Here is a 23611-nt window from a genome sequence, read left to right on the forward strand (position 1 = left end):
TTTCGTTGGAAGCAGTTTGATTTTAACCGTTATCGTTTGTGACATTTCAGTCTCCTTTCGGCAAATATCAATCGATTCACCCCCTTGTTTTTTGTTGTTCAACATAACGCTTAATCGTTGCGCTCGGGTACGTTCCCTGCGGTAGATACGAAATAGGAACGTGTCCATAGGCTCGGCAAATGCCCTAGATGAGGAAATTCCTCTCTTAACTTTTTAGAAGTCACTCCTTTGATTTTTGCCATAATATCAGCCGGACTAAGCGTTGGTAGTGCATTAAGAAACATATGTGCATGGTCTTTGTCACACTCTAAAGCAACAATGACAATTTTCAATTCTTCGCATATTTCTTGTACCAACTGTTTAAAGCGTTCCTCTACATCAGTACGAAGGAATATTTTTCTTCTATACCGAGGACAAAAAACGAAATGATAGTTGATTAATGATACGGTTGTGTTTGTTCTTCTATATTCGTTCATATACACATTGTATCCATTTTATTTATAAACTGAAACGGACATGCAATAAAAAAGAGTGAAATTTTCGGATACTTGAAGCGCCACAAACCTTTCAGTTCTTAGGGCACTCGTATCCGACCTCACTATCATCCCACCCCTAAAGGGGGTGCTATCGCACCGTAGTGGGCTTTCCCGTTCGGAAAATCTGTAAAAAGACAGGCACTTCGCTTTCAGAACAGGAAAAGGCCCCGGTTCTGCTTCCATAAGCAGCCCGGGGCCTTGTGCTTTATGCCGGTGATTCATCCTGCCTGTCCGATTGGCTAGTCCAGATCGTAAATCGTACCGACCTTAAGTCCGTACAGCTCATTGTATATTTTTTCGGCGTAGGCGTCCGTCATTCCCGCAATATAATCGATAATCATGTGCTCCCAAGTCCAGATTGGATTTGCCTTTCGCTGATCCGCGTCAAAACGCCGCAGCCAGTCGCCGGGAATGATTGATTTTGACGTTTCGGGATCGACAAAAGCGTCCCACAGCCGTTTGATGACCCAGGCGCTCCGCTTCTGCAAACGCTGGACCCTGAGGTCGCGGATCATCGTGACCCAGGCGAAGCTTTTCAGCACGCTGACCGTCCGCAGCATGTCTTCATCCTCGTAGCCCTCTTTTACAAATGTAACCTTCTGCCAGTTGCCGTCCGCAATGACGCCAAGACTGCCTACAAACAGGCTGACCCAATAGGCCTTAACCTCCCGCCGGGTCCGGGAATAATCATGGTTGCAGGTCGGCATTTTGCTATTCCAGATTTTCAGGAAAGACGACAGCACTTCCTCTACCTTGACCTGGACCTTTTCCGGCGTCCATCCATCCCAGAAAAAGTCGTCCAGCGTCATGATTTTCTCCACAATCAGTCTCTGGATGTGCGAGTCTTTGAGGAAATGCTCATGCACCTCGATTTTGCCCGCCTTAATTCCGTCTTCCAGATCGTGCGCCGAATAAGCGATATCGTCGCACAGATCCATAAGCTGGGCTTCCAGCGTCTTCTTTCCTTCCGGAATTGCCCAGCGGTCCCGGATGAAGGAAATATACTGCCACTCATGCTGATACAGGCCTTTCTTGTTCTCCGTTCCAGGATAAGGATACTTGTTGGTCCCGAGCAGGACGGCGTCGGACAGATTCAGGCCGTCGATATTTTCGCGCTTCTCCAAAAACATCATGAGCCGGAAATTGTGCGCATTGCCTTCAAAATGCTCGTATTTCCGCCGGATCGCCTCCCGCGTTCGCGCTGCTTCGGCAGGCGAAACCTTGCGGCCGTTAAGCGCCTGCTTGATCTTGTCCTCAATCAGCTTCTCCAGTATCCCTTCCAGTACTTCTTCCCCTTTATGGCCAAAGGGAGGATGGCCGAAATCATGGCTGATCGCCGCGCACTCCACAACCTCCGGGTCAATAATAAGGCCCGGGTGCCCTGCTCTTTCCGTAGCCACCGCCGGGTAAGCCCGGAGCAAGCTCCGTGCCGCTTCCCTGGCAATCTGGGCAACCTCCAGCGAATGCGTCAGCCTTGTGCGGTAATAATCGCCCGTCCCCGCCCCGAATACCTGCGACTTGCCCTGCAGGCGCCGGAAGGTCGGCGAGTGAATCAGGCGCGAATAATCGCGCTCGAACGTCGCGCGGTTGGTCTCATGTCCGATATTATCGGGATACTGCCGATGTTGTCTCAATTCCTGGATATTCATATGCTGCACTCCTCTGTTTCTATGCAAAAGATAAAGTATAGGAAATACACCGATCACGATTCTATATAAGTTGAACCAATAATGGAATCATGCTTCACTGCGAAGATGGATAGTTCCTACGATCGCTGTTCCCCCCGGATTTCATTGAATAAGCTGAATATGGGGAAATCCGGGGGCAAAGGCGAACGCTTCGCTTCTTCAGAATCCATCCATCTTCTCCGTTCTCTATGATGTTCTTTAGTTCAACTTATATAGAATCCGTATGCTCTATTGACTAACCTATAAATGCCAGACTTATAACAGCGCTCCAAAGCGGGGATTCTGCTGTAAGGGGATAAGCCGTGACCCTAAATTTCGTAAAAAGCTTAACATCAAACAATGAGGGTTCGGCCCTTTCTTAGAAAGCAAGCAGTGCTTTATGCTATTGTAGCCGCGGCGGACCGGAACTTAAAGAGTTAATTTTCAGCCGGTCATTTTCAACCTGATTGTATGCAGTTACAATAATATATGAAATGAGCATTTTCAAATTTGCAGACTTTGCGGCAAAAGAAAGCGGAATTAGCAGCCCGCATCAACATGTTTCGGTTAAACTTGCAGTAACCTTACCAGCTCATCTATCCTGAAAATAATTGTTACCCTCCGGTCAATGTTTATTGTTCAGGGCAGCTGCGCTGCATTTTCATCATCCGTGGACGCATTAGCGGCATGGATGTCTAATTTACATTTTATAAATAAAGGAGATTCCATTCCTATGCCTATTACGAGAGAGCTTCTGACCGATGCCGATTTTCAGGAAGCTGCGGACCTGAAGCTGCGCATCCGCGTGTTCCGCGATGATCATCTGATTGACGCAAGCACGCTTATCATCCGCTTCACCGGCGAAACCGTGATCACGCAGTCCGGTGTCAGCGATCTGTCTTATCATCCCCGCCGGGAATGCCAGTTTTATGAAATCCGCAAGTAACAGGAGGCCTGAACGATGAATGATATTGTTTCGAAAAAATGGGTGCTGGCGCGCATGTACGAGCCCGATCTCGTCATCGTGGACTGCCGTTCCGAGCTGTCCCGTCCCGGGGCCGGACGGCAGGCTTATGACGAGAGCCACATTCCGGGCGCCGTGTATCTCGATCTGGAGCAGGATTTGTCTGCCGAGATCAGCGCCCACGGCGGAAGGCATCCGCTGCCGGAGCCGCAGGTTCTGGCTGCGCGGCTCAGCCGCGCCGGCATTGGCAACCAGTCGCGCGTCGTCGCCTATGACGATCAAGGCGGCATGGTCGCAGCGCGGCTGTGGTGGCTGCTCCGCTGGCTGGGCCATGAAGCCGTGTCCGTCATGGACGAAGGCTTCACGGTCTGGAAAGCCAGCGGCTTTCCGGTTACGACAGACCAGCGCGTGGTCGTGCCGGCCACGTTCGCACCGAGTGTTCAGCCTGCGATGCTGGCTGACGTTAGCGAGGTGCGGGAGGCGCTTGGAGACGAGCACGTGCTGCTCGTCGACTCGCGCGAAGCGGGGCGCTACGCGGGACTGGAAGAACCGATCGACAAAGCCGCCGGGCACATTCCCGGCGCGATCAACCGGTTCTGGAAGGACGTGCTGGACGAGCGCGGCGCGTGGAAAGCGGAGCCGGAGCTTCGCGAGCAGCTTGCGCCGGTCACCGAGGCGCTGGACAAGGGCCGCGAGGTGATCGTGTACTGCGGCTCCGGCGTCAGCGCCTGCCCGAACGTGCTGGCGCTCCACCGGCTCGGCTATCCGCAGGTGAAGCTGTATCCAGGTAGCTGGAGTGACTGGATTAGCTATGAGGAGAATCCGATTGCGACGGGGAAAGAGTAAGTCGGGAGGCACATAGCAGTATCTAAAATTTGAATACATCGCCATGTGGGCCGCGCGCCTTGGGCGATGTATTTGTTATGCTCGAAGTCAACAAGTAGTCAACACTCAACTCTTGAAAGTACTTACATGAAGCTCTGAAACGAGCGTGCATTTTTATTCATTATGATGTCTTATAGGGCGGCGATGCGTGAACTCATATATAATTTTTAATATTTATAACTCTGCTAATTAATTGTACTAGAAAGGCGAGGATAGTTATGATCCAGTGGTTTCGACATTTACCGTATAAACATATGGAGTTGTCAGAATGGACACCTTTCATTCAAAATGATTGGTTTCGAGAGCATTATATGAAATTTGCTTATTTATTGATGGTTATTTTTATACTGGCACCCATGTGGTTCGCGGACGGGTTCACTTTTGTTGCGAATATCCCACTTATTCCAGTTATTGTCCTTGTGTTTATCATACATGAAATCATTCACATTCTTGTTATATACACTAAAGGCAACATCAGCTTAACATTAGAGGAGGAACGAAAATGATCAAACTGAGGGAAGCGCTGTTTGAGGACTTGCCGGAAATGCTCGACATCTACAATGAAGCGGTTCTGAATTCCACCGCCACTTTTGACCTGCAGGCTCAGACGCTTGAGGAACGGACGGTCTGGTTCGATAAATACGGCGAAAACTATCCGCTTATCATTGCGGAGCTTCATGGAAAAGTCGCCGGCTACAGCAGCCTCAGTCCGTTCAGGGCCAAGCCCGCCTACGCCTATTCCACGGAGCTGTCCGTTTACATCGCCTCCGAATTTCGGGGCCAGGGCATCGGCAGCGTGCTGGTGGCCGAAATTTTGAAGCGCGCTGCCGAGCTCGGTTATCATAACGTCGTAAGCGGCGTGGTCGGCGGAAATGAAGCAAGCCGCAAGCTGCACGAAAAATTCGGTTTTGCCTATATTGGCTGTTTTAAAGAAGTGGGCCTGAAGTTCGGGGAATGGCAGGATGTGCATTTTTACCAGCTTTTATTGAACAAAGACGGTAATAACGGATAATTTCCAGTTCGACTATAACGGCCTTACAACAGACTCTCTCGCAAAAGGAGTCGATTCAGCTTCCGACAATGCAAACTGGCTTGTCTTCTCCCCCCCAGATCGCCTGCTCATTTCATGCTGCGGGAAAGTCCTCTTCCATTTCCTTATGAGTCCTTTTGATTCGAAGCAGTGGTTTCCTTAGGTACGCGCGGCCATAACGTATAACTGAAGCTGATCAGAAAATCGATAACCAGCACTACCGACCATAGACGGATCACCTGCAGCAAAGCTTCCGTTTGGCTGTCCTCGTTGACCCACAGGATGATGCCGTACAGCAAACTGCACCCGATAGCCCACGACACCAGGTGAAGGAACCAGCCATGCCGTTGGTTTCTGGCGTGCTCCTTCCCGAATTTGGCCTTTTTCACAGGGGCAGGTCCTCCTGCGAAACGGTGCGCAAAGCGGATGTCCGCCCATCGGACCATGCGATGTCCATAAGTGATCGAGACACCAATATAGACGGCCGCAAGACCGTGCGCGAAACCGGCTGCTGCACCGCGCTGTAAATCAACGACCGTCACTCCGAGAAGGATTAAATCTACAACCGGGGTCAAGAGTAGCAGCACCATTCCCGTCTTATTTAGCCTTAAAAGGTATCGGCACACCAGTCCGGCAAGCACGAATAACCAAAAGGCGATTTCGCAGCCGACGATAAAGACGGATAACATCGTATATCCAGCTCCTTTTTAATACAATCGTATTATAAAGCATGGTTATTATAACACACTTGTGCTAAAAAACAATCCTGACTATAATAAAACTATGCCGAAAATCGTGGATCATCAAAAACGTAAAGAACAATTAGCGGAAGCGACTTGGCGGGTAATCCGACGGGAAGGTCTGGAAGGTTTCTCTGCTCGTCGCATAGCGAATGAAGCGGGGATATCTCTTGGATCGCTGCGCCATTATTTTGAGACCCAAGCCGAGCTGCTTACGTTCTCTATGCAGCTTGTCACGCAGCGAGTTAATTCACGCATAGAGCTGCTGCCGTTTACCGGGGATATCCGCCGCGACATCGAGATGATTATCGCGGAATTGCTTCCGCTTGACGAGCAGCGCTTGGCCGAAGCCGAATTATGGCTCACTTTTGCCGGTAAAGCAATCTCCAATCCAGCTATCCGCGCGATAAGCCTCGAAATACACGACGAGCTCTATGACGGGTTCCGGAGAATGATCGACAGCCTGATCCTGCAAAAGCTGGCTAAAGCCGGGATCGACGCCGAGCATGAGACGAAGGGACTGCACGCGTTGGTAGACGGCTTGGTCGTTCATCGGACGATTTTTCCGGAACGGGTACGTGAAGAGGACTTGATGCGAATCGTTTCCAATCATTTGGATCGCATTTTCAAGGGTTGAGGGGGTTTCCGGAAGGCAGCTAAGAGAAACGCGCGCAAAACCCATCGATTTTTGCTTCCGACAATGCAAACCGGCTGGCCTTCACTCCCGCAACCTGTTTGAGTATCCATTTTTCCATCACATGAAGTTTGGAATAATTGAATTCATACCCGAAGATTTCCTTGGCGATGGCGTGCTCGTATAATGCTGCTGGAAAAGCTTCTTTCATTTCCTTAGCCAGCATTTTGGAGTCGGGATGGCCGGCGCATATAAATAACCCCACTTTCTTTGCAAGCAGCGTCGGCAAGTACTTGTTTATGCATTTCGTCAGTTCCTTCTGTATATGTCCCATATAAATCGATCCGCCTATAATGACTGTGTCATACCCCTCAAGAGCCGGAACCTTTTCCCGACTAATATTAACGGCATGAACCATGCCCGCCAGTTTTTGCTTCAGCAGGTTCACCGCTTTTTCCGTCGTACCATGCTTGGTTGTGTACATGATGAGCGTAGCCATTCTTCCAATCCCTCCCGGGTTATGATTTTTGTTTGCCGCCCCCACCTCAGGCCTCATTTTCTTTCAGATGCTTCATAATCAGAACAAACACATAAATGACAACGACGTTAAAGAGGGGAAACAGCGCCACTTCGGCGAGCCTTATTTTCACCCCCGCAAAGGCCAGAGCGATAATCATGGCTGTTATAGCCGTCAGCATCGTAATTCCTTTCATAATAATGACCGAACCAAGCAAATACCCGAACGGATGGCGCCTTAGAAATAGAATCCCAGACAGCGTTCCGGCAGGAACGACAAAACCCAGATCCATGGCCTGAATGACTAACGTTGTATAATGCTCCAAGCCGAAAGGAATCGTGCCGTTGATCAACGGGGGAACGATTTTCGAAACCCACATCAGCAAAACTGCGACAGATAGAAACAAAAGGAAGCTGCCGATAAACCCGGTGGGCAGTTTCGGGCTGAAGTATGAACCGATTTTCCCCAAATCAAACGACATCAGTGATAGCGTAAAAGCAAATAACGCGGCAGACATCAATGCTACATAGACGAGAAAAAAAGGATTATACTCGGCAAGAAATGCGTACGAGATATATGTATACAGAAAATATCCCAACGTTCCCGTAAGCAGCAGTCTTCCTTTGAGGGAACCTTTTCTCGAAAAATACAACGCTATATTCAGCAGAGGCAAACCGAGCGCTAACGTAACGATATCCTGACCTATCATTTGCGCGGCCGCTGATACGGAATCATTTTTGTACAAGCCCTTGCCGTATAGGTGTACAATCTCACCACGAAAAGAGGTGATGGAATAAGGGCCTTGTCCTGAATTGAAGAAAATTCCATAGGCTGCCGCGGTAAACGACAAAATGCTAATGCCCAGAACCAGCCAGTTGATTGACGTTTTATACTTCACGCTGCTCCCCCGCCTTTGGACGACTGACTTTGCATGATCCCGTCGGCCATCATCGTAATATGCTGCTCGATCAGACTGTTCTTTTGCTGCTCCGGAAGATCGTTCTCGATCATCATGCGGATAATGAGACCGAACGTTGCGGTCCAAATGACTTGCGCCCTAAGCTCAATCTCCTGTTCTCCAGACGGCACCGTTTGATAAATCCGTTTCAGGTTTCCGCACAGCATTTGCAAGGCCTGTCTTTTGGCGGAGGAACCTTCCTGCAAAACAGAGGTATGCGCCAAGATCGCCGGGGAATCGTTCAGCATCATATACTTATACTCTTCCGGGTTGTTTAGCGCCGACGCAATGTAGGTTCGCAGCCCCTCCTTCAATTGCAGCAGCGGTTCATCCTCCGGACTATTTGAGGCATCGAGCGATTTGATCATTTCTTGATAGCCCTGCTTCATGATTTGATTGATGATGTCGTCCTTATCCCGAAAATAATGGTATATAATCGCAGGGGAGTACTCCATTTTTCGGGCTATTTTTCGGATCGATACCTGTTTGACGCCTTCCGAAATCATAATCTCGCGTGCAGCCTGTAAAATGAATTGCCGTTTTTCTTCCCTTTCCCGTTCCTTGCGCTCCTTTATGCCCATCATATAAATCCCCTTTTAAGCAAATTTTGAACACTGATTATAAGTTAAACACTGTTCGACACAATCTAATATTACTGCTTTTTTTCACAAATAAAAACTACCTGCAAATGATTTCACAAAATATACAAATGGAGAACGGCTCCTAGAGGCTCGGAAGAAATGTCAAATCTTGTTTTTTGGAGGAGGCTTGTTATACTAGCAACAGCACTTATGGAGATTGATTCACTTCAATGGAAAGTAGGGATTACCTGTGCCTCGCTCGCTATATTTTGCTTTACTCTCCCTCAGTCTGATTTGGGGAGGTTCTTTCTTCTTCATCAAAATACTGCTTCATGATTACGGACCATGGACGATTGCCTTCTTCAGGTCCGCTTTCGGATTGGCTGTCATCATTGCCGTGATGCTCATTATGCGCAAGCCCTTTGACATCCGAAAGATCCGCTGGATTCCCATGGCCGTGATGGCCTTGATCAACACCGCCATTCCCTGGGCTTTCATCGGTTTCGCCGAGACGAAACTGACAAGCGGCATGGCATCGGTACTGAACGCAACAACGCCGCTGTGGACAGTCATCATCGGTGTTCTGTTTTTCGGGGCGGTAACGAACAGGCTGCAATGGTTGGGCATGATCATATCCCTAGCCGGTTTGCTTATCCTGGTCGGCGTTAATCCCGTTTCCATCATCTCGGTTGATCCATTGGGAGCAGCAGGTATGATTGCCGCAACACTCTGCTATGCGGTGGGATCCCACTTGTCCAAACGTCTGAAGGGCCTGTCGATGTACCAGGTCACCTTCGGCACCTTGATCTCCGCCATGATCGGAAGCGGCATCGTGGCCTTGCTGGTTGAACCGGACTCCCTCCTGCAGCTCCCGTCAGCCGTTAGTATCAGCGCATTGATTGGCCTGGGGGTATTCGGCTCGGGCTTCGCCTATATTCTCTTTTACTTTCTGATCCAAAAGGGAAGTCCTGAATTTGCAACGATGGTTACTTATCTGGTACCGGTCAGCGCCATTGTTTGGGGATATGCGCTCCTGAACGAAGATATCCATTGGAGCCTGTTGACCGGGCTGGCTTTCATTCTGGCAGGCGTATTCCTGGCTAGTAAAAAAAGCCCCCGAAAAGCGGACGGCTGTCATCCCCATCAGGCTCAATGGGAAAAAGAGGTTTAGCGGATAGCATCATTTTCTAAATCACTAACCTTCGTATTTGCTCATAGATTACGGAAATGGGTCATAGGATGAGGAGTAAGCAGGCCTTTCGGACAGCCGAAGATAAGTGGCATGTTTGAAGCCACCGCAGGCGCAAAGGGGGACATTTAAGTTGAATTTGAATCCGGATATTTTGCAGCAATGGGCCGAATTTAACGAACGAAAATGGAATTGCCGAACGAGACGGGTTCAGTTTCGGGCACCGAACTCACCCGCTTACGGCGAAGCGTTGTTTTTTCTCAATCAACACGGGAAGCTGTATCTTCCGCCGCTCAACCCCTACCATCCGGTCCGTTTCCATTCCACGCCAACGGATAAAGTGATTAAGCTCGGCAGACAATGGCATGAAGTCGCCAAAACCATGATTCCTGAACTGCTTAAAGTAAGGGGAGCCGCCAGCTTCGTTTTCACACCGGATATCGTGGATATCCGCCCCTTTCTCTGGAACGGATTCAAAGCGGATATCAAATATACATACTTGACGGATTTGCCTTATTCCATTGACCAGGCAGGCGCCAACGTTCGCAGAAAAATCAACAAAGCCGATGAGCAAGGGTACCGTTCGGCCAGAGCGTTCGATATGACGGAAGTCTATCAATGTCTGCAGGGAACCGAATCCAGACAGGGCTTCAATTATCAGCTAAGCCCCGAGGATTTGAAAATGGCGCAGAGCCTGCTTGGAGAACAGGCCTTCCGCGCCTATGTTTGTTATTCTAAAGAGGGTGAGCCGGTGAGCGCCAATGTCATTATTATTTTGGACGACAACCGGCCATTCAAATGGATCGCAGGCAGTAAAACAGAGCACTTGACCCAAGGAGTCGCCCAGCAAGTGGAGCTGTTTACCTTGCTCGACCTCGCTTCTTCCGGATTCAAAGAGTTCGATTTTGCCGGAGCCAATATCTCTTCTGTCGCCGCATCAAAAGCAAATTGGGGCGGTAGAATCACCCCTTATTATCTATTAAGAACCCCTGGATACAAGGAAGTGCTGCGCGCCGGACGGGATTGGCTCCGGTTTTCGGACGCCCGGAAGGTCAAATCGTCAGCTTCAAATTAAGCGATGGGAGCAGCCCCCGCTCTTGCTGTAAGAACTGCCAAGAACCAGCCAGACAAGCCCTGCAACGAGCACAGGATTCCCCATCGCCTTTGGCCTCGGAGCATGTCATGCGCTCATTACTGCCGCTGCTTACCTTTTGCTAAGCAGCGGCTCCGTTACGTCTTCCAGACCAACGAGCCCCAGTATCGTTAGAAAAACCTTCTGTGCGCCCAAGTGCGCATCGGTCGGGTCATAATACTCATCCAGGGTATGACAGCCGCCAAAGTCCCCTCCTCCGCCAAGCGTTACGGCTGGAATGCCCAGATGGATCGGGATGTTCGAATCCGTGCTGCTTGCCCCCTCGAGCACGGGGTCAAACCCGATGGCGGAGGTTGCGCCTGCAGCGGCCTGCACAATGACCGATTCCGGGTCTTGAGAACCTGCCGGACGGTCGCCCACCTGCTCCGTCTCTACGGTAATCGCCCCGGCCTGGTCCCATCTCGCGTTCTCTTCTTCCGCCGCATTCCTGATGATCGCTAGAGCTTCTTCCTCCAGCTTCAGCAATTCCTCCTGGGAAGTGGAACGCAAATCCAATACCATTTCCCCGGCCTCCGCGATCGTGTTCACAGACGTTCCGCCATGAATCAACCCTACGTTAAAGGTTGTTTTCGGGTTGTCCGGCGTCTTTAGATCCGCTATCTTGGCAATCGCCCGCCCTAATGCATGAATCGGACTTGGCGTCCCGAAATCGCCAAAGCTGTGTCCTCCCGGTCCCTTAAAAGTAATTTTGTATCTTTTGCTGCCCGTAGCCAAATAAGTAATCCGGTCCGGCTCGCCCGGCTCTACGGAAATAAACCCGTCAATATCGTTCCTGCTGCCAAACAGCCCCTTTACGCCACGCAAATCCCCTAGACCTTCTTCACCGACCGTCGCCCCGATGATCAGATCGCCTTTCGTGCGAATGCCGGCGTGGTTCAAGGCTCTTACCAGGCTAAGCACAACAGCCAAGCCTCTGCCGTCATCAGAAATGCCCGGTGCGTAGATTTTCCCGTCTCTTCTTTGCGCGACTGTATTTGTCCCTGCCGGAAAAACCGTATCCAGATGGGCGCATACGACCAGCGACGGGCCGTCACCGGTTCCGGCACGAACGCCAAAAACATTGCCAACCTCGTCCGTTGTAATATCCTTGATCCCCAGCTCCTCAAGCCTTTTTTTATAGTAGGCCCCCCTCGTTTCCTCCTTGAAAGTCGGCGCCTCAATGGCTGTAAGCTCAATTTGCTCCTCTGTCGTTCGGTCGTTATCTTCCTGCAAAAAATCCAGCCCCTGCTTAACCTCGAGGGTAGACAAAAGGCGCTCGAAAAGCTCCTTCACCTGGCTTGCGACAACGTATTTTTCTTCATCTGATTCCAGCTTTTGATTCATGCAAATCATCCTCCTGTACATGCTAATTCAGGTGTAAATGACGGCTGAACAACTCCACCGTCGTCCGGTGCATCGTAATATGATTGGCCAATTTCTCGGTTTGGTGTCCTTCATCTTCGAAGACGATCAATTCGACTTCCTGCTTCCGGCTCCGCATATCGTTCACAAGCTGCTCCGCTTCGCTGACCGGCACGCGGGTGTCGTTTCTGCCGTGAAAAACAAGCAGCGGAGCTATTATTTTCGCCGAGTGGTTGAGGGGCGCGATTTCATCAAAGAATTCGCGGATCTCCTTTAGGAGAATGGTGTATACTTAATATCCGGTCGTCCGCCTGTGCGAACGGGACGGGCTGTTGCTGCTCATCCAGAGTCCAAACCTGGGGAATGCCGGTCATTTTCGAGAAAAATGTCCACGCGTTCCGGGTTGGGATCGCCTTCGGCTGATAGGCGGCTTTTACCGTTAAATAGTCCAGCAGAAGCTCATGGTCACTCATAAGTCAGCGACCTCCTTTTTCAGTAAAATGATTTAGTAGACAATAATACTCCCAAAGAGATGAGGAATTAAAATGGAAGTGCAGGTATATACGTTAAACGCTTTTGCGAAAGGGCAGCTCGGCGGGAATCCCGCAGGAGTAGTGCTGCATGCAGGCGTATTGTCCGAAGAGGACATGCAGAAGACCGCACAGATCATCGGTTTTTCCGAAACGGCCTTTATTGAAAAATCGGAGCAAGCCGACTTTAAAGTCAGGTATTTTACGCCGAATGCTGAGGTTGATTTATGCGGCCATGCCACTATTGCGGCTTTTTACCTGATGGGTTCCCAAAAACGAATCGGTATCGGAACGTACAGCCTGGAGACGAAAGCCGGGCTGCTGGAAGTGAGTTTCGATGAAAACGGCGACGTATTTCTTGCCCAAGCACTTCCCCAATATTTCGAAGAGGCCGATAAGCAAAAAATAGCCGACTCCCTGCAGATTCGTCCGGATGAGCTGGCCGATGGGCTGCCCGTGCAGATCGTTTCAACGGGACTCCGGGATATTCTCGTTCCGGTCAAAAACAACAGGGTTTTAGAGCGGATCCAACCCGATTTTCGAAAAATCGAACGAGTCAGCAAATCATATAACGTGATCGGTTATCATGTTTTTACTCTGGATGCGTCCCAAGGGGCCGTTGCCAGATGCAGAAATTTTGCTCCTTTGTATGAGATACCGGAGGAAAGCGCAACAGGAACCTCGACCGGCGCGCTGCTCTGCTATTTGCACAAATATGGGAAGCTCCCGTCCGTTCATGCAAGCAGCTTCATTTTTGAACAAGGGTACTCGATGAACCGCCCCTCCGAACTCAAAGCAAGACTGCGTGCAGATGAGAAGCAGCAGATCGTCAAAGTGCAAGTAGGCGGAACGGCCACCCGCATTAAGCTCCAAACTATAAATATATGAAACTTGATATGACCGCGTTCCAACGCCGGATACCATGAACTTACTTATTTCGACAAAACCTTCTTCATCTCCTCTATCAAACCTCGCTGCCTCCGCTGCAGAACGCCCACTGCCGTTAATAGAAATACTATCATAACCAGAAAAACCGTCAAATTTCCCCATGCCTGATAGAATCCGGTGCCAAGGAGGGGCCCCAGTAATCTGCCCAATCCAGGCTACTGAGGCAGTGCGATTAAGGGTAAAAAGTTCGACATTTATATTTAGAATATGACAAATTTGGACAAAAACATAGAAATATTGTCTGTATCATTTGGCCGGAGAAACCGATAAATGTCTGAGTGAAGAGCTGCCGGAGTCAAAAAAACTGTGAGAGGAAGTGGATTTAATGAGAATGCGAGTAAAAGGTGTATTATGGGTAGTCCTTGTTGGATTAATATTTTCTTTTGGATCGAAAGAAGCCTTTGCATCTGGTGAATTAGGCCGTCCTCAGTATCATATTACTCCTGAGGTAGAGTGGATGAACGACGTACAGAGACCTTTATACATCAACGGTCAACACCATCTGTACTATCTTTATAACAAGGATTATTCATGGGGTGGAAATGGCACAGAGTGGGCTCATGCGGTGTCTACGGATTTAGTTCACTGGGAGAGAAAACCAGTAGCTATTGAAAAATATAAAACTCCGCATGGAGACCCTTGGACGGGTAGTACGGTTATTGATGAAAATAACACAGCAGGATTTGGTAATAATGCAGTGATTGCGTTAGTAACGATGCCCTTTGAAGGACAATCTACACACCTTTGGTATAGTACAGATGGCGGAAATTCCTTTCAACATTATGGTATCGTCCAGCATAACCCGACAGGAAGTGCCGATTATAGAGATCCAAAAATTATTTGGCATGAACAAACAAAAAAGTGGGTCATGCTATTAGCAGAAAGAGATAAAGTAGGGTTTTATACATCTTCTAACTTAAAAGACTGGGAGTATGCTTCTTCTTTTGTTAGAAAGGATATTGGAATTATTGAATGTCCTGATCTTTTTCAATTGAACGTAGATGAAAATAGCGGCAATAAAAAATGGGTCTTGATGATCGGAGGTAATGGGTTTAATTATGGTGTGACAACTGGTTCCAGTTACTTGGTAGGCGACTTTGATGGAAGGGAGTTTCACGCTGAAACTCGTGTCAAATGGCTGGAACAGGGCGCAGACTCCTATACAGGGGTTACTTGGGATGCTCCGTATACAAATGGGAACTACAGGTACTTTATTTCGTGGATGAATAATTGGAATTACGCAGGTAAGCTCCCGTGGGATACCTTTAATGGAAATACGAGTATTGTAAGAGAAATCCGGTTAACAACAACAACAGACGGATTAAAGCTGGTCCAAAAACCTGTATGGGGTCTCCTGGACAATTTCCCTACTATAATGGATGTAAGAGGCAAAACTATCTATACTGGTCAAGAGAATATGTTCGAAGATTTTCATGGACTTTCTTACTCTATTGAGGCAAAAATAGATGTCGCGGATTTAACGGAAGGAAAGTTCGGGTTTTCTCTTAGAGATGGGGGTGGGCAGCATACAGATCTGACCTATGATAAATCAATAAATGAATTTGCGTTTAATAGGGAAAATTCAAGGATAAAGATTGATGTTCCGGAGTTTAAGAGACCTCAAAAAGTGATCGTAAAACCGAAAGAGGGAAAAATCAAGTTAGATATATTAGTAGACAGGAATGCCGTCGAAATATTTATCAATGACGGAGAATACGTGCTGAGTAATTTATTATTAAATGATATGTCTTCAGATGGATTGAGACTATGGACGGATGGGCATGTGCATTTAGAGTACCTAATATTAAGGGATGCTAATAAATCTACAATTAAGTAACAAAAAGAAGGGGCAGCTCCTTTACCTCTATTTTTAGCTTTCAATTTGAAAAAAAAGGTCGAGCAAGGGATTAGATTTGTTCCCTTGTTCGACCTTTTTGCTTCATGGTTGCCCACTTCATAGTTCTGACTGCGGTAATGGCGAAGCCGCTGGCCATCTAGCCCGTTTGCCTTGCAAGCTCGGCTTCAAGCTGCAGCAGCGCTTCGCGTACCTTAACGACTTCGCCGACAATAATCAGCGCAGGATTGCTTGCATTCATCGCCGTTGCTATTTTTTCAATATTGTCCAGATTGCCGGTAATGATCCGCTGCCGGCTGGTTGTGCCCCTCTCGATAATGGCTACAGGCGTATCCGCCGCTTTGCCGTGCTGCAGCAGGGCGGCCCGGATCGAGTCAAGCTGCCCGATCCCCATATACACTACAATGGTATCGACGGCACCGGCCAGCAGATCCCAGCGAACCGGCTGGTCCTGCTGCTGGCAGCGGCTCCCGGTCACGATGGCGCAGGAGCCCGAGATCCCCCGGTGTGTAAGGGGAATGGCGGCAGAAGCAGCCGCTCCCATGGCTGAAGTAACCCCGGGGACGATCTCATAGGGGATGCCGGCGGCAGCCATCGCCAGCGCTTCCTCGCCTCCCCGTCCAAACACAAAGGGGTCCCCGCCTTTCAATCTGACGACATGATGTCCGGCTGACGCGTATTCGATCATCAGCCGCTGTATCTGCTCCTGAGGCATGGCATGCTCTCGGGGAGCTTTACCGCAATACACCTTTGCCGCCCCGGGCTTCGCATAATCAAGCAGCTCCGGACTTACCAGCCTGTCGTACAACAGAATATCCCCGGACTGAATCCGGCGCAGCGCCTTAAGCGTGATGAGTTCCGGGTCGCCGGGGCCTGCCCCGATAATGGATACGCGCCCGCTTCTCATCGGTTCTCCTCCGGAACCGCCAGGCCCAATCCTGCCGGCTTCGCGCCCTCGTCGGCCACAGGGGTCCGTTTCAGAAGGCGGCGCTGGGACGCGTAGAACAGGATACCGGTAAACAATGCACCTCCGATGAAGTTGCCGATCAGCACAGGCAGCTGGTTCCAAAGCCACCAGTCCCCGAAGCTTACGTTCGCCCCGAGCATCATACCGGCGGGTATCACAAACATATTGACAACCGCATGCTCGAAGCCTTGACCGAAAAAGGTGATGATCGGCAGCGACATCGCGATAATTTTGCCGAGTGTCGATTTGGAGGTCATGGCCATCACAACGCCCAGGGTGACCATCCAGTTGCAAAGGATCGCCTTGACGAACACAAGCCAAACCCCATCCGCCCCGAGGCCCTTGTAACTCAGGGTCTTCGCTTCGCTCGCCGTGATTAAGCTTTTGACAAGCGGGCTGCTCATGTCGGTTCCCATTTTGGTGAGCACGAGCCCGTCCAGTACGGCATAAGCGATGCAGCCGATCAAATGGCCGGCGATGACCCAGACATAGTTGTTCAGCATGCGGGACAACGTGGTCTTCTTCTCCAAAACCGCCAGAGGAATCAAGGCAAAGCTTCCAGTCACAAGCTCAAGACCAAGCAGTACGATCATGATAAACCCGACGGGAAAAAGAATGGCGCCCGCGATTGGAACCTGGGTCTGTGCGGCGGCCGTGAAGGCGAGCGTTGTCGCACAAGCCAGAATCGCCCCGGCCAATGTTCCGCGAATCAGCAGCTGCGCATTGGACAGTTCCGCCTTGGTCTTGCCGGAGCTGATCATCGTATCTAAAACTTCTTTCGGATTTACATAGTCCATCTTCTATTCCTCCTTTTTCATAGGCAAGAAAGCAAGAATCACGCACTCTGCAATGTCAGATATATCAATCCTTTATCCTGATCAACCTCGATTGGAAAAGTAGTCACGCAGCCGCTATCCGGGTCCAGCACCGCGCCGCTGTTAAGATCAATACGCCAATCATGCAGCGGGCAATGGACGGCAGTGCCGCATACCATTCCTTCCGACAGTACGCCGCCTTTATGCGGGCATTTGTTCTCCATCGCCACAATTTTTCCGTTGGACAAACGGAACAGCGCGATTTCCATATCGTTCACCCGAATCGTTCGTGAACCCTTTGGATCAATATCCGCCAAAGCACCTACCAGCATTTTTTTCGTCTCCATCGCTATCCCCCTTCGTTTGTTTAATGATTGGTTTCAACCTTGGTTAATGGCTCGAAGTTTTTACGCAGTTCCTGCTCCCTTATAATCTGCTTCCAAGGATCGGTGGTCTTTGAGAGCGTCGCCTGAATTCTGGACTGCAAGGCAAGACGCTCCTCTTTGCTCTCCAGCGCTTTCTTGATGCTGGCCAGCCCGACTCTCTCCACCCAGGTAGACGTCCGTTCATTCCAGTTCGCGTTTTCGCGGTAATATTGAAGGAAAGCGGCAGCCCACTCCACCACCTCATCCTCTGTTTTCACGACGCAGAGCAGGTCGGTTGCCCGGACGTGGACACCGCCATTGCCGCCGATATGCAGCTCCCAGCCGCCGTCGATCGCAACGACGCCGAAATCCTTGATGGTGGCTTCCGCACAGTTGCGGGGGCACCCGGAGACCGCCAGCTTGACCTTGGAAGGTGTGTTCAAACGTTCAAATTCTTTTTCCAGCCGGATCCCCATCGCAATCGAGTCCTGGGTGCCAAAGCGGCAGAATGTATTGCCGACACAGGTCTTGACGGTCCGCAGCGTTTTGCCGTAAGCATGTCCGGAAGGCATACCCAGCGCTTCCCAGATTTTAGGCAGATTCTCCTTCTTGATGCCGAGCAGATCCAGTCTTTGGCCGCCGGTGAATTTAACGAGGGGAACCTCGAACTGCTCCGCTACCTCGGCGATCTTTTTCAATTCGGTCGGAGACGTAACGCCGCCGTATATGCGGGGCACTACGGAAAAGGTTCCGTCCTTCTGGATATTCGCATGGAACCGCTCATTCGTAATTCGGGATTCCTTTTCATCGACGTATTCATCCGGCCACAGCATGCCCAAATAATAATTCAGCGCCGGCCGGCATTTGGTGCAGCCCTCTTCGGTGCCCCACTCCAGAACGTTCATCACCTCTTTGACCGTCATCAGCCGCATTCGTTTGATTTCGGCGACGATCTCGTCGCGGGAAAGCGGCGTACAGCCGCAGATGCCTTCCTTCACAGGGACGGCTGCTTCGCCGGCATAAATCTGCAAAAGCCCTTCGACAAGCGGCTTGCAGCCGCCGCAGGACGCGGACGCTTTTGTGCAAGCCTTGATTTGCCCGACGCTTGTGCAGTCCTGCTCCTGAATCGCTTGAACAATCGTTCCCTTGGAGACGCCGTTGCAGCCGCAGATGATCTCATCAGCAGCGAGCCCTTCCAGCCGGCTGTTTCCGGAACCCGAAGCCAGCGCTTCTTGTGGGATGCCGAGAAGCAGTTCTTTCTCCCTGCCTTCGATCGTCTCGCCATTTTTGATTACGGAGAACAGCTCCGCCCCGTCATTTGTATCCCCGAACAGAACGGCTCCCACAAGCTTGTTGTCCTGGATTACCAGCTTCTTATAAACCCCGTCAACCTCATCCTGGTATTTCAACACCCGGGTTCCCTCTTGCTCCGCAAATGCACCGGCTGAAAATACATCGACTCCCGATACCTTCAGCTTGGTGGAGGTGACCGAACCAGAGTACCCTTCGGTCTGCACGCCCGCCAGCCTTTTAGCGAGGACGGCCCCCTGCTCATAGAGCGGCGCGACAAGGCCGTAGGCAATCCCCCGGTGCTCCGCGCACTCCCCAAGCGCATAAATGCCGGGGATATTTGTTTCCATATAATCGTTCACCACAATACCGCGATTGACTTTAATCCCTGCAGTTTGCGCCAGCTCCACATTCGGCTTGATGCCCACCGCCATTACAACCAAATCTGCATCAATCCGCTCGCCGCCTGCAAACAGCAGGCTTTTCACGCGCTTCTTGCCAATAATGGCTTCCGACTGCCGCGACAGCAGGAATTTCATGCCTTGACTTTCCAATTCCTTCTGCAGCATGCGGGATGCCGTTTCATCCAGCTGCCGTTCCATAAGATAGGGGTTAATATGGACCACCGATACATCCATTCCGAGGTTCAGAAGTCCCCGCGCCGCTTCAAGTCCCAGCAAGCCTCCGCCGATCACCACCGCCTTTTTATAAGCTTTTGACGTTTCGATCATCATCTCGCAATCCTGAATATTGCGGAAGGCGATAACGCCTTCTTTATCTGCTCCGGGCAGCGGCAGCATGAAAGGATTTGATCCCGTGGCCAGTACAAGCTCATCATATTCCGCCTCTACCCCTTGATTCGAGACAACCTTTTGCCTTACCGAATCAATCCGGGTAACGGTATGCCCCATATGAAGCGTAATATTATGCTCTTTATACCAGTCGGTATCGTTCAGTACGATTTCGTCTAGGCCGGCACCGCCGGCGAGCACGGAGGACAGCATAATGCGATTGTAGTTTGGATAAGGCTCGGCTCCGAAAATCGTAATCTCATACTGCTCCGGTGCCAGCTTGAGCAAATGCTCAAGCATGCGCAGCCCGGCCATGCCATTGCCGACAAGCACCAATTTTTTCCTTAAATGCATCCATTTCACTCTCCTTCGTCTCTTAAAAACATAAAAAGCCTGCTCCACCCCGCAGGAAAGCATAGTGCTCCCATCAGAGTAAAACAGGCTTCGTTGCCCATGTATACGAATACGCCATTGTATTCGTGCAAATGATTAAATTTATAAAACGAATATACACTCTCTCCATTCAGACGTCAATAATTGTGACATATAAAAATTTTTTATTTAATTTTTTTCTGGACAGCCGTCTTTCGTGTTATATAATGTTACATATTAAACTAAAGGAGTTCCGGATTATGCACTCCCTATTAGTAATCAAGAGCAATTTGTCCCACTTCGAAAAAACAATGGCAGACTATCCGGAATCGTCTTCTCCGGAGTCTGTACTGATCGCCAGCGGTTATCAGGTCACAGTTGCGGCTACGAAAGAAGAGGCTTTGCTTCAACTGGCAAATGCCGACGCTTCTGTTCTTGTTGTTCCGATTTCGGATTATCCTATTTGGAGAAAAGAGCTTTTGATGCGAAAGGCTGCTCCGGTGCTTTGGTGGTGCTGCGATGAAACAGCAAATTTGTCCGCCGCCGCGTGCGAGGACGATTTTATTGCTGACGGTATTCTCTCCCCATCAATGCTCACACTCGACATTCATTGGGTTCTACATTTTAGCGCGAGGCAATTCTTTGCACAGCAGCAATGGCAAAAAGAGCGGGAACAGTTGCTTTCCCGTATTGAGGAGCGAAAATGGATCGACATGGCCAAGGGAATCCTCTCCAAAATGAGAAACATTTCCGAGTCTGAAGCCTACGATGCTTTACGCAAGCAGGCCATGAATGAACGAAAACGCATGGTGGATGTGGCCACTTCCATCGTCAAGGCCTATCAGCTCCTGCATAAACCATAAAGAGGAGGAAGCTCATCCATGATCGATTATTTGAAAGAAGTCGCAAGGGGCAAGCGCGGTGCCCGTGATCTGAGCTATGATGATGCTTGGCAAGCTGCTGAATCCATCCTGAATTCGGCCGCAACTCCGGCGCAAATCGGCGCATTTCTCGCAGCAGAAAGAATCAAGCTTGAGTCCATTGATGAACTGGAGGCGTTTGTCCGTGTATGCCGCGGATTCGCGCGGCGCGAGCAGCTCTTTCCGGAAAATCTCGACTGCGCCGGCCCTTACGACGGACGGAAATCGTCCTTCATCGCTACCTTCCCGACCGCTTTTCTGCTATCTGCTGCCGGACTTCCCGTTACGCTGCACGGATGTGCCCCGCTGCCGCCCAAATGGGGCATTACTCTCCATGATATTCTGACAGCAGCGGGTATCGACATAAGCGGCCTGTCACCGGACAAATTCATATTGGCCGCCCGTGAAAGCGGTGTTCTCTACGTCAACTCGGAGCAGTGGAGTCCAAAGCTTGGCTCCCTCCGTCCCATTCGCGAGGAACTAGGCATGCGCACGATCTTCAATACCGTCGAAAAATTGGTTGATTACGGGCATTCGCCATTTATCGTTTACGGCATCTATCATAATACGGTATTTGACCGCATCTCGCGGTTGATGATCAAGCTTGGCTATCGGAAAGCCTTGATTGTTCAGGGACAGGAGGGATCGGAGGACTTGTTCATCGACCGTCCAACACGCATTTACATCGTTGAAAACGGAGAACCGTCCATGAGCGTGATTGACCCGGAAATCATCGGTCTGGATACGCCTGTCCCCGATGTGGAATGGACCCCTGCTCTGCAATTGTCGACCGCTGAAGAAGTGCTCCACGGAGCCGGTCATCTGGCATTCTATCATCAAACGCTGCTCAACGGCGCAGTAAGATTGAAGCTTGCCGGACGGGTCGGATCGGTGGAGGAAGGACTTTACACTTGTAAAAATCTGCTTGATAGCGGAGCGGCCATGAAAAAATATAACGAATGGAAGAAATCCCTGCTGACGCTCGCAAAGCCAGCTTCTGGGATAGACAGTAAAACAGCAGACCGGAATGGCGCATGCCGAGTTCAATTATAACTGATGATTGACCGAGCAGCCTTCGCTGTTGTAAAATTATCCATATCATCAGAAACAGCAAAGATGAAGGGTAAGTAGACATGCGAGTTTGGACTTGCAGAGAGCCGGTGGTCGCTGCGAACCGGTGTCCGGCGTATGATCGAATGGCCTTCGGAGCTGCTTTGCCGAAGCGATCATCAGGATTCAGTAGGCAAAGCGGGGCTTCCCGCCGTTATCACGGGAGCGGTACCCGAGATCGTTAATCGTCTCCGTACTGTCTAATTTCGGCCCGAATGCCCTGCATAAGCATGATCGGCATGGCGGAAGCGGCCCTTGTAAGGTGGCACAACGACAACTTCGTCCTTATCGGACGGAGTTTTTTTGATTTTTAAGGAGGTGATGGCTATGGAAGACGGTTGGTGGTGGCGGTTCAACATTAAAAAACTCAACCAATCAAGGAGGAAATTAATCAATGAAAGAACGAGTTTTAACAGGAGACCGCGTAACCGGAAAACTGCACCTGGGCCATTACGTCGGCAGCTTGAAAAATCGTGTATCCCTGCAGGAGAAATACGAGTCCTTTATCCTTTTGGCAGATGTTCAGGCGCTTACTACTCACTTTGAGAAGCCTGATCTGCTCCGCAGCCATCTGCGTGAGATTGTGCTCGATTATTTAGCGGCTGGCATCAATCCGGATCAAGCGACTATCTTTGTGCAATCCATGGTGCCGGAAATCGCCGAGCTTACCGTGCTGTTCTCCATGTTTGTTACCGTTAATGTACTGCGCCATAATCCGACGATCAAGTCGGAATCCAAAAATGCCGGTCTGGATGAAATGTACTACGGGTTTCTTGGATACCCTGTCAGCCAGGCAGCGGATATTGCTTTTTGTAAAGCGACCATTGTCCCCGTCGGAGACGACCAGCTTCCTCATCTGGAGCTTGCCAGAAAAGTGGTCGGAGATTCAATGAGCTCTATAAACCCGTCTTCGTGGAGCCAAAGGCCCTTGTCGGGGAAATGCCCAGACTTGTGGGAACGGATGGGAACGCGAAAATGAGCAAAAGCCTTGGGAATGCCATTGAGCTGGACTCGTCAACCGCAGAGATCGTCCACAAAATACAAAAGGCCAAAACCGATCCGGCCCGCGTTCACAAGCATGATCCGGGACATCCGGATATTTGCCCGATCTATGCATACCATCGCGCCTTTCGGCCGCAGGAATGTGGTGAAATCCGGGAAGGCTGTGAAAAAGGGAGGATGGGCTGCTCGGCATGCAAGCAGTTGATCGCCTCGGCCTTGGATCAGCTCATGGAACCGATGCGCGAACGCCGTGCTTATTATGCTGCAAGGCCAAAAGATGTGGAGGATATCCTGTTAGGCGGGACCCGCCGGGCGCGCGGCATTGCCAAGGAAACGATGCTGGAAGTGCGCGAAGCCATGTGTCTGAATTATTTCGGCTGAAAGCGGCTGGCCGGTAATCCCCTTCCAATATGAACCCCTGACCTGGCTTACTTCAGGCCAGCTACAAAGC

The 23611-nt window shown here is 50.3% G+C and carries 22 protein-coding genes and 3 pseudogenes; 12 read left to right on the forward strand and 13 right to left on the reverse strand.

Features of this window, described 5'->3' with window-relative positions:
* Positions 1–76 precede the first annotated feature (76 nt).
* Positions 77–476: pseudogene (gene tnpA / locus K7397_RS18380) on the reverse strand (IS200/IS605 family transposase).
* A gap of 299 nt (positions 477–775) precedes the next feature.
* Complete coding sequence (locus K7397_RS18385) at positions 776–2185, reverse strand: deoxyguanosinetriphosphate triphosphohydrolase family protein (RefSeq protein WP_223069728.1); 1410 nt, start codon at positions 2183–2185, stop codon at positions 776–778.
* A 751-nt stretch (positions 2186–2936) separates the two neighbouring features.
* Between K7397_RS18385 and K7397_RS18390 the strand changes: the two genes are divergently transcribed.
* From K7397_RS18390 to K7397_RS18400, 3 genes are all read left to right on the forward strand, one after another.
* Positions 2937–3149 carry a hypothetical protein gene (locus tag K7397_RS18390; RefSeq protein WP_223069730.1) on the forward strand — a complete coding sequence of 71 codons (213 nt, stop codon included), beginning with the start codon at positions 2937–2939 and terminating at the stop codon, positions 3147–3149.
* A 15-nt stretch (positions 3150–3164) separates the two neighbouring features.
* On the forward strand, positions 3165–4013 hold the full coding sequence (locus K7397_RS18395; RefSeq protein WP_223069733.1) for a sulfurtransferase: 849 nt from the start codon (positions 3165–3167) through the stop codon (positions 4011–4013).
* 541 nt (positions 4014–4554) lie between these two features.
* Positions 4555–5064, forward strand: a complete 510-nt coding sequence (locus tag K7397_RS18400; protein ID WP_223069736.1) for a GNAT family N-acetyltransferase — start codon at positions 4555–4557, stop codon at positions 5062–5064.
* 143 nt (positions 5065–5207) lie between these two features.
* On the opposite strand, the gene K7397_RS18405 is transcribed toward K7397_RS18400, so the two are convergent.
* Positions 5208–5771, reverse strand: a complete 564-nt coding sequence (locus K7397_RS18405; RefSeq protein ID WP_223069739.1) for a hypothetical protein — start codon at positions 5769–5771, stop codon at positions 5208–5210.
* Between the two features lie 106 nt (positions 5772–5877).
* On the opposite strand from K7397_RS18405, the gene K7397_RS18410 reads away from it, so the two are divergent.
* A complete protein-coding gene (locus K7397_RS18410; RefSeq protein WP_337926759.1) occupies positions 5878–6459 on the forward strand; it encodes a TetR/AcrR family transcriptional regulator in 582 nt (193 codons plus the stop codon).
* Between the two features lie 19 nt (positions 6460–6478).
* Here K7397_RS18410 and K7397_RS18415 read toward each other — a convergent pair whose 3' ends face one another.
* From K7397_RS18415 to K7397_RS18425, 3 genes are read right to left on the reverse strand one after another with little or no spacing between them, the layout of a single operon-like run.
* Positions 6479–6955: a flavodoxin domain-containing protein gene (locus K7397_RS18415; protein WP_223069745.1), complete on the reverse strand. Its 477-nt coding sequence runs from the start codon at positions 6953–6955 to the stop codon at positions 6479–6481.
* A 46-nt stretch (positions 6956–7001) separates the two neighbouring features.
* Positions 7002–7871 carry a hypothetical protein gene (locus K7397_RS18420; protein WP_223069746.1) on the reverse strand — a complete coding sequence of 290 codons (870 nt, stop codon included), beginning with the start codon at positions 7869–7871 and terminating at the stop codon, positions 7002–7004.
* Positions 7868–8515, reverse strand: coding sequence for a TetR/AcrR family transcriptional regulator (locus K7397_RS18425; RefSeq protein WP_223069749.1), 648 nt, complete (start codon positions 8513–8515; stop codon positions 7868–7870). Before K7397_RS18425 ends, K7397_RS18420 begins: the two co-directional genes overlap by 4 nt.
* 247 nt (positions 8516–8762) lie before the next feature.
* On the opposite strand from K7397_RS18425, the gene K7397_RS18430 reads away from it, so the two are divergent.
* On the forward strand, positions 8763–9683 hold the full coding sequence (locus tag K7397_RS18430) for a DMT family transporter (RefSeq protein WP_223069750.1): 921 nt from the start codon (positions 8763–8765) through the stop codon (positions 9681–9683).
* Between the two features lie 151 nt (positions 9684–9834).
* Complete coding sequence (locus tag K7397_RS18435) at positions 9835–10776, forward strand: GNAT family protein (protein ID WP_223069754.1); 942 nt, start codon at positions 9835–9837, stop codon at positions 10774–10776.
* Between the two features lie 129 nt (positions 10777–10905).
* Here the strand turns inward: K7397_RS18435 and K7397_RS18440 are convergent, their stop codons facing one another.
* The 3 genes and pseudogenes from K7397_RS18440 to K7397_RS18450 all read right to left on the reverse strand — a co-directional run bounded on the left by K7397_RS18440 (position 10906) and on the right by K7397_RS18450 (position 12668).
* Positions 10906–12177 (reverse strand): M20/M25/M40 family metallo-hydrolase, encoded by a 1272-nt coding sequence (locus K7397_RS18440; RefSeq protein ID WP_223069757.1) that lies wholly within the window; start codon positions 12175–12177, stop codon positions 10906–10908.
* Between the two features lie 22 nt (positions 12178–12199).
* Positions 12200–12472 (reverse strand): annotated as a pseudogene (locus tag K7397_RS18445) (alpha/beta hydrolase family protein); the annotation flags it as partial.
* A complete protein-coding gene (locus K7397_RS18450) occupies positions 12447–12668 on the reverse strand; it encodes a hypothetical protein (RefSeq protein WP_223069759.1) in 222 nt (73 codons plus the stop codon). The pseudogene K7397_RS18445 and the gene K7397_RS18450, both read right to left, overlap by 26 nt.
* A 72-nt stretch (positions 12669–12740) precedes the next feature.
* Here K7397_RS18450 and K7397_RS18455 point away from each other — a divergent pair, with 72 nt between their 5' ends.
* Both K7397_RS18455 and K7397_RS18460 read left to right on the forward strand, forming a co-directional pair.
* Positions 12741–13613: a PhzF family phenazine biosynthesis protein gene (locus K7397_RS18455; RefSeq protein ID WP_223069761.1), complete on the forward strand. Its 873-nt coding sequence runs from the start codon at positions 12741–12743 to the stop codon at positions 13611–13613.
* A gap of 385 nt (positions 13614–13998) precedes the next feature.
* The gene (locus tag K7397_RS18460; protein ID WP_223069762.1) at positions 13999–15510 is read left to right on the forward strand and encodes a glycoside hydrolase family 32 protein; all 1512 of its coding nucleotides are present in this window, start codon (positions 13999–14001) and stop codon (positions 15508–15510) included.
* A gap of 157 nt (positions 15511–15667) precedes the next feature.
* Here K7397_RS18460 and cobA read toward each other — a convergent pair whose 3' ends face one another.
* The 4 genes from cobA to nirB are packed head-to-tail and all read right to left on the reverse strand — an operon-like array spanning position 15668 to position 20110.
* Positions 15668–16435, reverse strand: coding sequence for a uroporphyrinogen-III C-methyltransferase (cobA, locus tag K7397_RS18465; RefSeq protein WP_223069763.1), 768 nt, complete (start codon positions 16433–16435; stop codon positions 15668–15670).
* A complete protein-coding gene (locus K7397_RS18470; RefSeq protein ID WP_223069764.1) occupies positions 16432–17292 on the reverse strand; it encodes a formate/nitrite transporter family protein in 861 nt (286 codons plus the stop codon). Before K7397_RS18470 ends, cobA begins: the two co-directional genes overlap by 4 nt.
* Positions 17293–17330: 38 nt before the next feature.
* Positions 17331–17657, reverse strand: a complete 327-nt coding sequence (gene nirD, locus K7397_RS18475) for a nitrite reductase small subunit NirD (RefSeq protein WP_223069765.1) — start codon at positions 17655–17657, stop codon at positions 17331–17333.
* Between the two features lie 20 nt (positions 17658–17677).
* Positions 17678–20110 (reverse strand): nitrite reductase large subunit NirB, encoded by a 2433-nt coding sequence (nirB, locus tag K7397_RS18480; RefSeq protein ID WP_223069766.1) that lies wholly within the window; start codon positions 20108–20110, stop codon positions 17678–17680.
* Between the two features lie 329 nt (positions 20111–20439).
* Here nirB and K7397_RS18485 point away from each other — a divergent pair, with 329 nt between their 5' ends.
* From K7397_RS18485 to trpS, 4 genes and pseudogenes are all read left to right on the forward strand, one after another.
* Positions 20440–20991 carry an ANTAR domain-containing response regulator gene (locus tag K7397_RS18485; RefSeq protein ID WP_237691044.1) on the forward strand — a complete coding sequence of 184 codons (552 nt, stop codon included), beginning with the start codon at positions 20440–20442 and terminating at the stop codon, positions 20989–20991.
* 18 nt (positions 20992–21009) lie between these two features.
* Positions 21010–22101: an anthranilate phosphoribosyltransferase gene (locus K7397_RS18490; protein ID WP_223069768.1), complete on the forward strand. Its 1092-nt coding sequence runs from the start codon at positions 21010–21012 to the stop codon at positions 22099–22101.
* Between the two features lie 135 nt (positions 22102–22236).
* Complete coding sequence (locus K7397_RS21925; RefSeq protein WP_273545653.1) at positions 22237–22362, forward strand: hypothetical protein; 126 nt, start codon at positions 22237–22239, stop codon at positions 22360–22362.
* Between the two features lie 190 nt (positions 22363–22552).
* A pseudogene (trpS, locus tag K7397_RS18495) lies at positions 22553–23541 on the forward strand (tryptophan--tRNA ligase).
* The last annotated feature ends 70 nt before the right edge of the window (positions 23542–23611 follow it).

Origin of the sequence: Paenibacillus caui (assembly GCF_019904135.1) — a bacterium.
In the GTDB taxonomy this organism is placed as follows: domain Bacteria; phylum Bacillota; class Bacilli; order Paenibacillales; family Paenibacillaceae; genus Fontibacillus; species Fontibacillus caui.

What these genes read in the sequence shown, in the direction of transcription:
- K7397_RS18395 (WP_223069733.1), top strand. Translation starts at nt 3,165, where the DNA reads ATGAATGATATTGTTTCGAAAAAATGGGTGCTGGCGCGCATGTACGAG.
- K7397_RS18455 (WP_223069761.1), top strand. Translation starts at nt 12,741, where the DNA reads ATGGAAGTGCAGGTATATACGTTAAACGCTTTTGCGAAAGGGCAGCTC.
- nirD (WP_223069765.1), bottom strand. Translation starts at nt 17,657, where the DNA reads ATGGAGACGAAAAAAATGCTGGTAGGTGCTTTGGCGGATATTGATCCA.
- K7397_RS18405 (WP_223069739.1), bottom strand. Translation starts at nt 5,771, where the DNA reads ATGTTATCCGTCTTTATCGTCGGCTGCGAAATCGCCTTTTGGTTATTC.
- K7397_RS18390 (WP_223069730.1), top strand. Translation starts at nt 2,937, where the DNA reads ATGCCTATTACGAGAGAGCTTCTGACCGATGCCGATTTTCAGGAAGCT.
- cobA (WP_223069763.1), bottom strand. Translation starts at nt 16,435, where the DNA reads ATGAGAAGCGGGCGCGTATCCATTATCGGGGCAGGCCCCGGCGACCCG.
- K7397_RS18460 (WP_223069762.1), top strand. Translation starts at nt 13,999, where the DNA reads ATGAGAATGCGAGTAAAAGGTGTATTATGGGTAGTCCTTGTTGGATTA.
- K7397_RS18450 (WP_223069759.1), bottom strand. Translation starts at nt 12,668, where the DNA reads ATGAGTGACCATGAGCTTCTGCTGGACTATTTAACGGTAAAAGCCGCC.
- K7397_RS18470 (WP_223069764.1), bottom strand. Translation starts at nt 17,292, where the DNA reads ATGGACTATGTAAATCCGAAAGAAGTTTTAGATACGATGATCAGCTCC.
- K7397_RS21925 (WP_273545653.1), top strand. Translation starts at nt 22,237, where the DNA reads ATGATCGAATGGCCTTCGGAGCTGCTTTGCCGAAGCGATCATCAGGAT.
- K7397_RS18385 (WP_223069728.1), bottom strand. Translation starts at nt 2,185, where the DNA reads ATGAATATCCAGGAATTGAGACAACATCGGCAGTATCCCGATAATATC.
- K7397_RS18440 (WP_223069757.1), bottom strand. Translation starts at nt 12,177, where the DNA reads ATGAATCAAAAGCTGGAATCAGATGAAGAAAAATACGTTGTCGCAAGC.
- K7397_RS18425 (WP_223069749.1), bottom strand. Translation starts at nt 8,515, where the DNA reads ATGATGGGCATAAAGGAGCGCAAGGAACGGGAAAGGGAAGAAAAACGG.
- nirB (WP_223069766.1), bottom strand. Translation starts at nt 20,110, where the DNA reads ATGCATTTAAGGAAAAAATTGGTGCTTGTCGGCAATGGCATGGCCGGG.
- K7397_RS18400 (WP_223069736.1), top strand. Translation starts at nt 4,555, where the DNA reads ATGATCAAACTGAGGGAAGCGCTGTTTGAGGACTTGCCGGAAATGCTC.
- K7397_RS18415 (WP_223069745.1), bottom strand. Translation starts at nt 6,955, where the DNA reads ATGGCTACGCTCATCATGTACACAACCAAGCATGGTACGACGGAAAAA.
- K7397_RS18485 (WP_237691044.1), top strand. Translation starts at nt 20,440, where the DNA reads ATGGCAGACTATCCGGAATCGTCTTCTCCGGAGTCTGTACTGATCGCC.
- K7397_RS18490 (WP_223069768.1), top strand. Translation starts at nt 21,010, where the DNA reads ATGATCGATTATTTGAAAGAAGTCGCAAGGGGCAAGCGCGGTGCCCGT.